14 protein-coding genes and 3 tRNA genes are annotated in these 12,617 nt (G+C 71.2%); 12 read left to right on the top strand and 5 right to left on the bottom strand.

Features of this window, described 5'->3' with window-relative positions:
- Positions 1–57: 57 nt before the first annotated feature.
- Both RI138_RS19920 and RI138_RS19925 read right to left on the bottom strand, forming a co-directional pair.
- The gene (locus RI138_RS19920) at positions 58–714 is read right to left on the bottom strand and encodes an NAD(P)H-binding protein (protein ID WP_311121038.1); all 657 of its coding nucleotides are present in this window, start codon (positions 712–714) and stop codon (positions 58–60) included.
- Positions 715–748: 34 nt separating this feature from the next.
- Entirely contained in the window at positions 749–2,047 is a 1,299-nt protein-coding gene (locus RI138_RS19925; protein WP_311121039.1) for an amidohydrolase family protein, read from the bottom strand.
- Positions 2,048–2,414: 367 nt separating this feature from the next.
- Between RI138_RS19925 and RI138_RS19930 the strand changes: the two genes are divergently transcribed.
- The 8 genes from RI138_RS19930 to RI138_RS19965 all read left to right on the top strand — a co-directional run bounded on the left by RI138_RS19930 (position 2,415) and on the right by RI138_RS19965 (position 7,227).
- Positions 2,415–2,487 (top strand) — tRNA-Thr (locus RI138_RS19930).
- Between the two features lie 45 nt (positions 2,488–2,532).
- A tRNA-Met gene (locus RI138_RS19935) sits at positions 2,533–2,605 on the top strand.
- Positions 2,606–2,690: 85 nt separating this feature from the next.
- Positions 2,691–2,855 carry a 50S ribosomal protein L33 gene (rpmG, locus tag RI138_RS19940; RefSeq protein ID WP_003956487.1) on the top strand — a complete coding sequence of 55 codons (165 nt, stop codon included), beginning with the start codon at positions 2,691–2,693 and terminating at the stop codon, positions 2,853–2,855.
- 125 nt (positions 2,856–2,980) lie between these two features.
- Positions 2,981–3,433 (top strand): MaoC family dehydratase N-terminal domain-containing protein, encoded by a 453-nt coding sequence (locus tag RI138_RS19945; RefSeq protein WP_096625000.1) that lies wholly within the window; start codon positions 2,981–2,983, stop codon positions 3,431–3,433.
- Positions 3,433–3,861, top strand: a complete 429-nt coding sequence (locus tag RI138_RS19950) for a MaoC family dehydratase (protein ID WP_311121040.1) — start codon at positions 3,433–3,435, stop codon at positions 3,859–3,861. The genes RI138_RS19945 and RI138_RS19950 overlap by 1 nt, the downstream gene beginning before the upstream one ends.
- A gap of 142 nt (positions 3,862–4,003) precedes the next feature.
- Entirely contained in the window at positions 4,004–4,552 is a 549-nt protein-coding gene (locus RI138_RS19955; RefSeq protein ID WP_311122948.1) for a TetR/AcrR family transcriptional regulator, read from the top strand.
- A gap of 101 nt (positions 4,553–4,653) precedes the next feature.
- Complete coding sequence (locus RI138_RS19960; RefSeq protein ID WP_311121041.1) at positions 4,654–6,102, top strand: MFS transporter; 1,449 nt, start codon at positions 4,654–4,656, stop codon at positions 6,100–6,102.
- A 69-nt stretch (positions 6,103–6,171) separates the two neighbouring features.
- Positions 6,172–7,227 carry a UDP-N-acetylmuramate dehydrogenase gene (locus tag RI138_RS19965; RefSeq protein ID WP_311121042.1) on the top strand — a complete coding sequence of 352 codons (1,056 nt, stop codon included), beginning with the start codon at positions 6,172–6,174 and terminating at the stop codon, positions 7,225–7,227.
- A gap of 22 nt (positions 7,228–7,249) precedes the next feature.
- On the opposite strand, the gene RI138_RS19970 is transcribed toward RI138_RS19965, so the two are convergent.
- The gene (locus RI138_RS19970) at positions 7,250–7,885 is read right to left on the bottom strand and encodes an NAD(P)-dependent oxidoreductase (RefSeq protein ID WP_311121043.1); all 636 of its coding nucleotides are present in this window, start codon (positions 7,883–7,885) and stop codon (positions 7,250–7,252) included.
- A 99-nt stretch (positions 7,886–7,984) separates the two neighbouring features.
- Here RI138_RS19970 and RI138_RS19975 point away from each other — a divergent pair, with 99 nt between their 5' ends.
- Entirely contained in the window at positions 7,985–8,575 is a 591-nt protein-coding gene (locus RI138_RS19975; RefSeq protein WP_311121044.1) for a TetR/AcrR family transcriptional regulator, read from the top strand.
- On the opposite strand, the gene RI138_RS19980 is transcribed toward RI138_RS19975, so the two are convergent.
- Together RI138_RS19980 and RI138_RS19985 are read right to left on the bottom strand one after the other, a co-directional pair.
- Positions 8,568–9,581 carry an adenosine deaminase gene (locus tag RI138_RS19980; RefSeq protein WP_311121045.1) on the bottom strand — a complete coding sequence of 338 codons (1,014 nt, stop codon included), beginning with the start codon at positions 9,579–9,581 and terminating at the stop codon, positions 8,568–8,570. The genes RI138_RS19975 and RI138_RS19980 overlap by 8 nt on opposite strands.
- Positions 9,582–9,713: 132 nt before the next feature.
- Positions 9,714–10,940, bottom strand: a complete 1,227-nt coding sequence (locus tag RI138_RS19985; protein WP_311121046.1) for a pyridoxal phosphate-dependent aminotransferase — start codon at positions 10,938–10,940, stop codon at positions 9,714–9,716.
- Between the two features lie 212 nt (positions 10,941–11,152).
- Between RI138_RS19985 and RI138_RS19990 the strand changes: the two genes are divergently transcribed.
- From RI138_RS19990 to nusG, 3 genes are all read left to right on the top strand, one after another.
- Positions 11,153–11,225: transfer RNA gene (locus RI138_RS19990), tRNA-Trp, on the top strand.
- Between the two features lie 106 nt (positions 11,226–11,331).
- Positions 11,332–11,619, top strand: a complete 288-nt coding sequence (gene secE, locus RI138_RS19995; protein ID WP_096625016.1) for a preprotein translocase subunit SecE — start codon at positions 11,332–11,334, stop codon at positions 11,617–11,619.
- A gap of 73 nt (positions 11,620–11,692) precedes the next feature.
- A complete protein-coding gene (gene nusG / locus RI138_RS20000) occupies positions 11,693–12,547 on the top strand; it encodes a transcription termination/antitermination protein NusG (protein ID WP_311121047.1) in 855 nt (284 codons plus the stop codon).
- Positions 12,548–12,617: the final 70 nt, after the last annotated feature.

Raw genomic sequence — 12,617 nt, forward strand, 5'->3', positions numbered from 1 at the left:
TCCCGGGATCCGGCAGGGGGCCTTGCGGGCCTTTCCGGACCCCGGCCCGGACGCCGGTCAGTTGCCCGCGACGTCCTTCACGGCCACCGCGATCGGCACGTTCCCCGAGATCGCCTCCAGAGTGAGGCCCGCCGTCGCCGGGGTGTCCAGCAGCTCCAGCAGCGTGGCCGCCACGTCGTCGCGGGGGATGGGGCCGCGGCCGGTCGACGCGGCGAGGAGGACCCGTCCGGTGCCCGCGTCGCTGGTGAGCATGCCGGGGCGCAGGATCGTCCAGTCCAGTGCGGTACGGGAGCGTACGTCGGCGTCGGCGGCGCCCTTGGCCCGCAGGTAGACGTCGAAGACCTCGTCGCCGGGGTGATCGGGGTCGGCGCCCATGGAGGAGACGACGACGTAGCGGCGGACGCCCGCCGCCTCGGCCGCGTCGGCGAACAGCACGGCCGCGGCGCGGTCGACGGTGTCCTTGCGGGCGGTGCCGCTGTTGGGGCCCGCGCCCGCCGCGAAGACGGCCGCGTCGGCGCCGCGCAGGACCTCCGCGGCCTGTTCGACGGTGGCCGATTCGAGGTCCAGCACGGCGGGTTGGGCACCGGCTTCGATGAGGTCCTGGCTCTGCTGGGGGTTGCGGATGATCCCTACGGCTTCATCCCCGCGTGCGGCGAGCAGCCGCTCCAGCCGCAGTGCGATCTGTCCGTGTCCACCTGCGATGACAATGCGCATACCTCCGACCGTACGCCCGGAGGCAGCCTCCCGCTCAGTTCCTGGGCCCCGTACCGGAGTCGGGTCGCCCCTGGCGCGGGAGGCCGGGGCCCGTGGCGGCGTCGGAGTCCGGGTCGGAGTCGCAGTACTCGCGTACGGCGCTGGTGCGGGCGACGACGCGGCCGCGGTGGATGACGATGCGGCTGTAGGCGAGGGAGAGCGCGGCGGAGAGCCGTTCGCCCCGTACGGCGAGGAGTTCGGCCGGGAAGCCCGCCTCGACGCGCACGCTGGGCAGGCAGAGGGCGGCGCGGGCGGTGGCGGAGACCATCGCGTACGCCTGTTCGGCGCGCAGTCCGATCTGCGAGGCGAGGAGGTACGCCGCTTCGAGGGGGTCGCCGCGGCCGACCGGGTTCGCGGTGTCGCGCAGCGCCCCGCTGCCCGCCGTGAGGCGTACGCCGGCGGAGCGCAGGAGGCGTACGGGGGCGGTCGTACGGCGTTCCGCGCCGGTGCAGCCGCCCTGGGGCAGGCAGACGACGGTGATCCCCGCGGCGGCGAGCTGGTCGGCGGCGCGGGCGGCGATGTCCCGGGGCAGATGGGCCAGTCCCGAACAGGGGCCGAGCGTGACGCCGGGGCGCAGTCCGGCGGCCATGGCGGCGAGCCGGCCCAGCCGGGCGGGGTCGTCGGCGTCGGTGTGCAGGTCCACCGGGCAGCCGTGTTCGGCGGCGACCTCCAGGACGGCCTCGGTGTAGCCGATGGGGTCCGGGTCGAGGTCGGGGCGGCCGCCGACGACCGCAGCACCCATCTTCACCGCGTCGCGGAGCATCGCGAGGCCGTCCGCCCCGGCGACGCCGGTGAGGAGGCGGGGGACCGCGACGGGTGTGAGGTCGGTGAGGCCGCGCAGGGAGCGCCGGGCCTGTAGGACGGCTTCGAGCGGGGCGAGGCCTTGGACGTCGCCGATGCGGACGTGGGTGCGCAGGGCGGTCGCGCCGTGGCCGAGCTGGAGGAGCGCCGCCTCGGTGGCGCGGCGCTGGATGTCCTCGGTGCGGTGGGAGGCGGGGCCCGGGCTGTCGGGGGCCGCGCTGTCCGCGGTGAGCGCGGTGTCGCTGTGGGCGTGGGGTTCGGCGGGGGCGGGGAGCAGGAGATAGCCCCGGAGGTCGATGCGGGAGCCCCGGGCGGTGAGGCTCCCCGCGGTCCCGACGGCCTCGATGCGGCTGCCGCTGAGGCGTACGTCGACGGTGCGGCCGTCGATGAGCCGGGCGCCGCTGAGGACGAGGGCGGGGGTGTCGGCGGTGGTGGCCGCGTCGGCGCTGTCCGGCGCGTTGTCGTCGGGCCGCCGCGGCTGGCTGTCGGGCATCGCGCTCCTGGAAGGGGTGCAAGGGGGCGGGGGGCAAGATCACGCGGAGTAGTGGGCCGGGCCTTGAGGGGGTGTCTTGTCGCAGGGGGCGTCCTGCCGGTCGTGCCGGCTCGCCGGCGGGACGCCTTCAGGGGTCCCGCCGATCATGGCCGGGTCCGCGACGCCTGGCACGGCGGCTTCCGGGAAGAGCGCAATAGTCGTACCGGTGGGCCTTTTCCGGCCCCGGGCGACGTCCGGTCCGGAAGGCGATGCGGGCTGGATCAAGGCCTGATCAGGGGGTGTGGGCGGGGCCGGAGAGGGCCCCGGGGGACGCTACCGAAACGGATTTGGGCAACCGGCCCAGGACCGTGTAATGTCTTCATCGCTCGCCCCAATAGCTCAGTCGGTAGAGCGTCTCCATGGTAAGGAGAAGGTCTGCGGTTCGATTCCGCATTGGGGCTCTGGTGATCGGGAAACCCCGCTTCGGCGGGGTGACTCATCATCAAAGCGGTGTAGCTCAGTCGGTAGAGCAAGCGGCTCATAATCGCTGTGTCACCGGTTCAAGTCCGGTCACCGCTACTAACGGTAGCCGATTGTTGGGTCGGTCCTTCGATCGGCTACTCTTTCATGCGTTCATCCGTCCATCCGTCCAAGGAGCACTCACGTGGCTGCCACCGACGTCCGCCCGAAGATCACGCTGGCCTGCGTGGAGTGCAAGGAGCGGAACTACATCACCAAGAAGAACCGGCGTAACAACCCGGACCGTCTTGAGATGAAGAAGCACTGCCCGCGCTGCAACTCGCACACCGCGCACCGCGAAACGCGCTGAATCAGGCTCGTACACGAGGCCGTCCCCTCTGGGGGCGGCCTCGTGTCGTTGTACGGGGTCGTTCCCCGCACGGGGCCGCCCCCGCTTCGTCTTTCCACGTCTTTCCATCAGGAGGTAGCGAGCTCATGGCGCTCGACCAGTCCTTCGTGGGGCGGACCTATCCGCCCACCCCGGCGTACGAGGTCGGCCGGGAGAAGATCCGAGAGTTCGCCGAGGCGGTGGGCGATGCCCATCCGGCGTACGTCGATGTGGAGGCCGCCCGCGCACTGGGCCATCCCGACGTGATCGCGCCGCCCACCTTCGTCTTCTCGATCACCCACCGGGCCGCCGGGGAAGTGGTGCAGGACCCGCAGCTGGGCCTGGACTACAGCCGGGTGGTGCACGGTGACCAGAAGTTCTCGTACGTGCGCCCGGTGCGGGCGGGGGACCGGCTGACGGTCACGTCGACGATCGAGAGCATCAAGTCCCTGGCGGGCAACGATGTTCTGGACATCCGCGGGGATGTGCGCGACGAGGCCGGTGAGCTGGTCGTGACGGCGTTGACGAAGCTGGTGGCGCGCGCCGCCGAGGAGGCGTGATGACGGCGAAGGTCTCTTACGAGTCGGTCGAGGTCGGTACGGAACTGCCCGCGCAGTCGTTCCCGGTGACGCGGGCGACGCTCGTGCAGTACGCGGGCGCGTCGGGCGACTTCAATCCGATCCACTGGAACGAGAAGTTCGCGCGCGAGGTCGGGCTGCCGGACGTGATCGCGCACGGCATGTTCACGATGGCCGAGGCGATCCGCGTGGTCACGGACTGGGCCGGCGATCCGGGCGCGGTCGTCGACTACGGGGTGCGGTTCACCAAGCCGGTCGTCGTGCCCAACGACGACAAGGGCGCGCTGATCGAGGTCAGCGCCAAGGTCGGGGCCAAGCTGGAGGACAACCTGGTCCGCGTGGACCTGGTCGCGATGTGCGACGGGAAGAAGGTGCTGGGGCTGTCCCGCGCCGTCGTGCGGCTCGCCTGAGGCGTACGCCGGTTGTGCGCCCGGGAGCGTCCCGGGCCGGTAGGGGGTGCCCTCTGTGGGGGGCGCCCCTTGCTTCCGTCCCGGCCCCTCCGGCCCCTTGACCAAGTTAGTGATTGGGCAATAACTTAGCTTCATGGTCAGGATGAGTGCGGAGGAGCGGCGGGAGAGCGTCGTCCGGGCGGCGATCACTGAGTTCGCCCGCGGCGGCTACAACGGCACGTCCACCGAGGTGATCGCCCGGCGGGTCGGTGTCTCCCAGCCGTATCTCTTCCGGCTCTTCCCCAACAAGCAGGCCATATTCCTCGCCGCCGCCGAACGCTGCCTGGAGGACACCCGCCAGGTGTTCGCGGCGGCATCGAAGGGGCTGGAGGGGGAGGAGGCGCTGCACGCCATGGCCGCGGCGTACCAGCAGCTGATCGTCGACGACGGCGAGAAGCTGATGATGCAGATGCAGATGTACGCGGCCGTCGCCGCGGCGGAGGCCGCCGGGGACCATGCGTTCGGCGAGTCCCTGCGGGCGGCCTGGGTGCGGATGTGGGACGACGTCCACATCACGCTCGGAGCCGACGAGAGTGAGACGACGACGTTCCTGGCGTACGGGATGCTCGTCAACACGCTCGCCTCGCTCGGCTTTCCGGGCGACCACCGCGTCTGGTCGGGGTTCTACGTCTCGGGCAGGCCCACCGAGTGAACAGCGCGCTCCGGGTCCGCCCGGATTTCTGTCCGTAGAAGTTAGTGATCAATAACTAATTACCAGTTCTGATCGGCGGGAACTGATCAGCAGGGGGAGAAATGAACGAGCAGCACGGCAAGGCGGACCGCGGAAGAGCGGTCTGGACCCTCGTCATCACCAGCGTCGCCGGATTCATGGCGGCCCTGGACAACCTCGTCGTCACCACCGCCCTTCCCTCCATCCGCGAGAGCCTCGGCGGCGGGCTGGAGGAGCTGGAGTGGACGGTGAACGCGTACACCCTGACCTTCGCCGTGCTGCTGATGCTCGGTGCGGCGCTCGGGGACCGCTTCGGCAGGCGGCGGCTGTTCCTGGTCGGCCTCGGCGTCTTCACGGCCGCCTCCGCCGCGGCCGCCCTGTCACCGGGCATCGGGGAGCTCATCGCGTTCCGGGCGGTCCAGGGCGTCGGCGCGGCGATCATGATGCCGCTGACGCTCACCCTGATCGGTGCCGCCGTTCCGCCCGAGCGGCGGGGCGCGGCGCTGGGCCTCTTCGGCGCGGTGAACGGTGTGGCCGTGGCCAGCGGGCCGCTGATCGGCGGTGCGCTGACCGAGCACATCTCCTGGCAGTGGATCTTCTGGCTGAACGTGCCGCTCGGCCTGCTGCTGCTGCCGCTGGCCCGGCTGCGGCTCACCGAGTCGTACGCCCCCAGGGCGCCGCTGGACATCCGCGGCACGGTCCTGGTCAGCGCGGGCCTCTTCGGCATCGTCTACGCCCTGGTCAACACCGCGAGCCATGGGTGGACCAGCCCTCTCGTCCTGACCGGGCTGATCGCGGGCACGGCCCTGCTCGGCCTGTTCGTGCACCACGGCAACCGGGCGGAGAACCCGATGCTGCCGATGCGGCTCTTCCGGGGCCGGGCCTTCCTCGGGATCAACGTGGCGAGCCTGCTGATGTTCTTCGGGATGTTCGGGTCGATCTTCCTGCTCAGCCAGTTCCTCCAGAACGGGCTGGGGCACTCGCCCACCGAGGCCGGTCTGCGCATGCTGCCCTGGACCGGGATGCCGATCCTCGTCGCCCCGCTCGCCGGGTATCTCTCCGACCGCTTCGGGGGGCGGCCGGTCGTGGTGGCCGGGCTGGCGCTCCAGGCCCTCGGGCTGACCCTGTTCGCCGTGGTCGTCGAACCGGACGTGAGTTACGCCGCCCAGTTGCCCGCCCTGGTCATCGGCGGGGTCGGCATGGCGATGTACTTCGCGCCGGCCGCGAGCCTCGTGCTGTCCAGCGTCCGCGCCGGGGAACAGGGCATCGCCTCCGGGGCCAACAACGCGCTCCGGGAGGTCGGCGGTGCGCTCGGAGTCGCGGTCCTCGCCTCGGTCTTCGCCGCGCGGGGCGGCTACGGCTCGCCGCGGCTGTTCGCGGACGGGACCGTCCCCGCCCTCTGGATCGGGGCCGGAGCGGTGGCCCTGGGCGCGCTCGTCGCGCTCCTGATCCCGGGCCGCCGCAGTGGGGCCGGGCCCGCCCGGGGCCCGGAGACGCGGGACGCCGCGGAACGGGACGCGGTGGCCGCCTGAGCCGGTGGGGGAGGCTCACGGTCCGTGGCCCGCACGGGGGGCGGAGCCACGGACCGTACTCTTGTCCCCGTGCAGGAACTCCACGACGCCCCCCTCGCCCCCCTGACCACCTTCCGGCTCGGCGGCCCCGCCGCCCGGCTGTTGACGGCCACGACCGACGCCGAGGTGGTCGCCGCCGTGCGCGAGGCCGACGACAGCGGTACCTCGCTGCTGGTGATCGGCGGCGGCTCGAACCTGGTCATCGGGGACAAGGGCTTCGACGGGACCGCGGTGCGCATCGCCACCAAGGGGTTCACGCTCTCCGGAGCGTCGTTGGAGCTGGCCGCCGGTGAGGTGTGGACCGACGCCGTCGCCCGGACCGTCGAGGCGGGCCTCGCGGGCATCGAGTGCCTGGCGGGTATCCCCGGCTCCGCCGGCGCGACGCCGATCCAGAACGTCGGGGCGTACGGGCAGGAGGTGTCCTCCACGATCACGGAAGTCGTCGCCTACGACCGGCGCACCCGGGAGACCGTGACGATTCCGAACGCGGAGTGCGCCTTCTCGTACCGCCACAGTCGCTTCAAGGCGGAACCCGACCGCTTCGTGGTGCTCCGTGTCCGATTCGAGCTGGAAGAGGCCGCCGGGCTTTCCGCGCCCCTGAGGTACCCCGAAACGGCCAGGGCGATGGGCGTCGAACAGGGCGAGCGCGTTCCCGCGTCGGCGGCCCGGGAAACCGTGCTGAAGCTCCGCGCCGGCAAGGGCATGGTGCTCGACCCGGAGGACCACGACACCTGGTCGGCAGGGTCCTTCTTCACCAACCCGATCCTCGAACCGGCCGCGTACGAGGACTTCCTCACCCGGGTCCGCGACCGCCTCGGCCCGGACGTGACGCCTCCGGCGTTCCCCGCCGGGGACGGCCGCACCAAGACGTCGGCGGCCTGGCTGATCGACCGGGCCGGATTCACCAAGGGCTACGGCGACGGCCCCGCCCGGATCTCCACCAAGCACACCCTCGCCCTCACCAACCGGGGCACGGCCACCACCGAAGACCTTCTGGCCCTGGCCCGCGAAGTCGTCGCCGGGGTCCACGACGCCTTCGGCGTCACCCTCGTCAACGAGCCGGTGACGGTCGGCGTCAGCCTGTGAGCCGTACGGGCGCGGCAGCCGCTCAGTAGGCGATGCCCACGCCCTGTTCCACGGTCCCCGGGTCGTCGAGCATCGCGAGCATCGCGTGCGCCACATCGGCCCGGGAGATCGACCGGCCGCTGCGCGGCGTACCGCCCACCACCCGCCGGTAGACCCCGGTGCGCGGACCGTTCGTCAGCTTCGGGGGCCGTACCGACGTCCAGTCCGCCGCACTGTGGGCCAGCACCGCCTCCATCCGGGCGAGATCCGCGTACAGATCCGACAGAATCGCCCCGATCACCCTGCGCGTCAGCCGGTCCATCAGCGGATCTCCCACCGCCTCGGGCCCGACCGGCGCCGCGCTCACCACCACCAGCCGCCGTACGTCCTCGGCCTCCATCGCCGTCAGGATCCGCCCGGTCAGCCGCTCGGCGATCCCGTTCGCCTTCCGGCCGCGCGAACCCAGCCCGGACAGCACCGCGTCCCGCCCGGCCACCGCCCCCCGCACCGCCGCCGCATCGTCCAGCGGGACGGCCGCGTGCAGCGCGGCGCCCGCCAGGGACTCCGGGAGCCCCGCGGGATCGCGGACCACGACCGTCACCTCGTGGCCCGCCGCCAGTGCCTGCCCCACGATCTCCCGGCCGACACCGCCGGTCGCTCCGAACACGGTGAGTCTCATGGTGCGCCCCTCGGTGGGTGAGTGTTCACTAACCTCTAGGGTGGACGAACCCCGTGTGATCGTCAACACTTCCCGGGCCCACGCCCGCTTGGAGCACTCATGGACCAGAAGCCCGCCCGCGCGCGGATCGTCGACGCGGCCCACGACCTGATGCTCTCCATCGGCCTCGCCCGGACCACCACCAAGGAGATCGCCCGGGCGGCCGACTGCTCCGAGGCGGCGCTCTACAAGCACTTCAGCAGCAAGGAGGAGCTGTTCGTCACCGTCCTCGCCGAACGGCTGCCCAAGCTCGGAAACCTGCTGAGCGGCCTGGCCGCCGGAGAGGGCGGCATCGAGGACCACCTCACCGACATCGCCCGGCAGGCCGCCCTGTTCTACGAGCAGACCTTCCCGATGGCCGCCTCCCTGTACGCCGAACCCCAGCTCAAGCACCGCCACGAGCAGGGCATGCGCGACCTGGGGACCGGCCCCCACCGCCCGATCCAGCAGCTCGACGCCTACCTGCGCGCCGAACAGGACGCAGGTCGGATCCGGGCGGACGCCGACACCTACGCCGCCGCCTCCCTGCTCCTCGGCGCCTGCGCCCAGCGGGCCTTCGCCTACTCCACGCTCCCCGGCGGCACGCCCCCGCAGCCCCTGGACGAGTTCGCCACCGCGATCGCCCGCACCCTGCTGGCCGGGATCAGCTAGCCAGCCAGTCGTCGATCCCCGACAGCAGCTTCTCCCGTACGTCGACGGGCGCCGCCGACCCCCGTACCGACTGGCGTGCCAGCTCGGCCAGCTCCTCGTCGGTGAAGCCGTGGTGACGGCGCACCAGCTCGTACTGGGCGGCCAGCCGCGAACCGAACAGCAGCGGGTCGTCCGCCCCCAGCGCCAGCGGCACGCCCGCGTCGAACAGGGTGCGCAGAGGGACGTCGGCGGGCTTCTCGTAGACGCCGAGCGCCACATTGGACGACGGGCAGACCTCGCAGGTCACCCCCCGCTCAGCGAGCTTGCGCAGCAGCCGGGGGTCCTCGGCGGCCCGGACGCCGTGGCCGATGCGCGAGGCGTCCAGGTCGTCGAGGCAGTCGCGCACACTGGACGGCCCGGCCAGCTCGCCGCCGTGCGGAGCCGCCAGCAGGCCGCCGTCCCGCGCGATGGCGAAGGCCCGGTCGAAGTCGCGGGCCATCCCCCGCCGCTCGTCGTTGGAGAGCCCGAAGCCCACGACGCCCCGGTCGGCGTACCGCACGGCCAGCCGCGCCAGGGTCCGGGCGTCCAGCGGGTGCTTCATCCGGTTGGCGGCGATCACCACGCGCATGCCCAGGCCGGTGTCCCGGGAGGCGCTGTCCACGGCGTCGAGGATGATCTCGATGGCCGGGATCAGCCCGCCGAGCAGCGGGGCGTACGAGGTGGGGTCGACCTGGATCTCCAGCCAGCCCGAGCCGTCCGCGACGTCCTCCTGGGCGCTCTCGCGGACCAGACGGTGGATGTCCTCGGGGGACCGCAGGCAGGACCGGGCGATGTCGTAGAGCCGCTGGAAACGGAACCAGCCGCGCTCGTCGGTGGCCCGCAGCTTGGGCGGCTCGCCGCCGGTCAGGGCGTCCGGGAGGTGGACCCCGTACTTGTCGGCCAGTTCGAGCAGGGTGGTGGGCCGCATCGACCCGGTGAAGTGCAGGTGCAGGTGGGCCTTGGGCAACAGACGTACATCACGCTCCATCGGAAGATCCTGCCGCACGGTGGGCCGGAGCGGTAGCCGCTTTCCCGTTTGGGGTGCCGGTCGAACAAAAAGTGCCCCCGCCGCCGGGTGGATTCCGGCGGCGGGGGCACTCCCGGTGGGCAGTGGGGCTTGTCAGGCCTTGGCCTCGCCCAGCAGCTTCTGGATCCGCGAGACGCCCTCGACGAGGTCGTCGTCGCCCAGGGCGTAGGACAGGCGCAGATAGCCCGGGGTGCCGAAGGCCTCGCCCGGCACGACGGCGACCTCGGCCTCGTCCAGGATCAGCGCGGCCAGCTCGACCGAGTCGGCCGGGCGCCTGCCGCGGATCTCCTTGCCGAGCAGCCCCTTCACCGACGGGTAGGCGTAGAACGCGCCCTCGGGCTCCGGGCAGAGCACGCCGTCGATCTCGTTGAGCATCCGCACGATCAGCTTGCGGCGGCGGTCGAAGGCGGCACGCATCTCGGCGACGGCGTCCAGCGGGCCCGAGACGGCGGCGAGCGCGGCGACCTGGGCGACGTTGGAGACGTTCGAGGTGGCGTGCGACTGGAGGTTGGTCGCGGCCTTCACCACGTCCTTCGGGCCGATGATCCAGCCCACCCGCCAGCCGGTCATCGCGTACGTCTTGGCGACACCGTTGACGACGATGCACTTGTCGCGCAGCTCCGGGACGAGCGCCGGGAGCGAGGTGAAGGTCGCGTCGCCGTAGACGAGGTGCTCGTAGATCTCGTCGGTGAGCACCCACAGGCCGTGCTCGGCGGCCCAGCGGCCGATCGCCTCGCTGTCGGCCTCGCTGTAGACGGCACCGGTCGGGTTGGACGGCGAGACGAACAGGACGACCTTCGTCCGCTCCGTGCGCGCGGCCTCCAGCTGCTCGACGGACACCCGGTAGCCGGTGGTCTCGTCGGCGACGACCTCGACCGGGACACCGCCCGCGAGCCGGATCGACTCGGGGTAGGTGGTCCAGTACGGGGCGGGGACGATGACCTCGTCGCCCGGGTCCAGGATCGCGGCGAAGGCCTCGTAGATGGCCTGCTTGCCGCCGTTGGTCACCAGGATCTGGCCGGCCTTGACCTCGTAGCCGGAGTCGCGCAGCGTCTTCGCCGCGATGGCGGCCTTGAGCTCGGGGAGCCCACCGGCCGGGGTGTAGCGGTGGTACTTCGGGGTGCGGCAGGCCTCGACCGCGGCGTCGACGATGTAGTCGGGGGTCGGGAAGTCGGGCTCGCCCGCCCCGAAGCCGATCACCGGCCGCCCGGCGGCCTTGAGGGCCTTGGCCTTGGCGTCGACGGCGAGGGTCGCGGACTCGGAGATCGCACCGATGCGGGCGGAGACCCGGCGCTCGGACGGGGAAGTTGCAGCGCTCATGGGGCCATGCTCGCAGACCGGAAAAGCCCTTGGCGCACGCGTTTCAGGGACCGGACCGCACTCGGACAGGAACCGGACAGGACCGGTCGGTAGTTGTCTGTTCGACGCAGCGGCCCCGAGCACGTACACTCACCTGTCGTTGGCCTTCACCAACCGCACCGTTCCTGCACCCGGTCACCGGGAAAGATGCGGTAGGTTGGTGGAAACCACAAAGGGTCGTAGCTCAATTGGTAGAGCACTGGTCTCCAAAACCAGCGGTTGGGGGTTCAAGTCCCTCCGGCCCTGCTACACACTCCTTCGCCAGGATGTGTGCGCATGTACGTACTTCATTGCACAGCCGTGCGGCTCCACCGGGCGCGGCACGGCCACGACCCGGAATCAGGTGAGTAGCGTGACGGACGCCGTGGGCTCCATCGACATGCCTGATGCCGATGATGAAGCTCCCGAGTCGAAGAAGAAGACTCGGAAGGGCGGCAAGCGCGGCAAGAAGGGCCCTCTGGGCCGTCTCGCGCTGTTCTACCGCCAGATCGTCGCCGAACTCCGTAAGGTTGTCTGGCCGACCCGTAGCCAGCTGACGACGTACACCACCGTGGTGATCGTCTTCGTCGTCGTCATGATCGGTATCGTTACCGTTCTCGACATGGGATTCGCGCGGGTCGTCAAATACATCTTCGGCTGATCCCGCGAAGGGCGTCCGACCGGCGCCCCTTTCGCACGTTCCACCCCTTTGTATCCAGGAAGAAGCAGCCATCGTGTCTGACCCGAACCTGAACGACGCCGTCGAGCCCGAGGCTGGCTCCTCCGAGTCCGCCAAGGACGAGCTCGACGTCGTTGAGGCTGCTGACTCCGCGGACCAGGCCGAGACCGCCAAGGCCGCTGCCGAAGCAGCCGAGGAAGAGGCTGTCGAGGCCGTCGAGGACGAGGCCGCCGAGGCGGTCGAGGTCGAGGACGAGAGCGCCGACGAGGAAGCCGCTGAGCCGGCCGCCCCCGTCGACCCCGTCGCCGCCCTGCGTGACGAGCTCCGCGGTCTCCCCGGCGAGTGGTACGTCATCCACACGTACGCCGGTTACGAGAAGCGCGTGAAGGCCAACCTGGAGCAGCGCGCCGTCTCGCTCAACGTCGAGGACTTCATCTACCAGGCCGAAGTGCCCGAGGAAGAGATCGTCCAGATCAAGAACGGCGAGCGCAAGAACGTCCGGCAGAACAAGCTCCCCGGCTATGTCCTGGTGCGCATGGACCTGACGAACGAGTCCTGGGGCGTCGTGCGCAACACGCCCGGCGTCACCGGCTTCGTGGGCAACGCCTACGACCCGTACCCGCTGACCCTGGACGAGATCGTCAAGATGCTCGCCCCGGAGGCCGAGGAGAAGGCCGCCCGCGAGGCCGCCGAGGCCGAGGGCAAGCCCGCTCCGTCCCGCAAGGTCGAGGTCCAGGTGCTGGACTTCGAGGTGGGCGACTCGGTCACCGTCACCGACGGTCCGTTCGCGACGCTCCAGGCCACGATCAACGAGATCAACGCCGACTCGAAGAAGGTCAAGGGCCTCGTCGAGATCTTCGGCCGCGAGACCCCGGTCGAGCTCAGCTTCGACCAGATCCAGAAGAACTAGCGGCTCCGCCGCTTTCTGGACACACGCCTACCCAGCAGGTCAGAGGGGCTTCGCAGCCCCTCTGACCTGC

Source organism: Streptomyces durocortorensis (assembly GCF_031760065.1).
GTDB lineage: Bacteria > Actinomycetota > Actinomycetes > Streptomycetales > Streptomycetaceae > Streptomyces.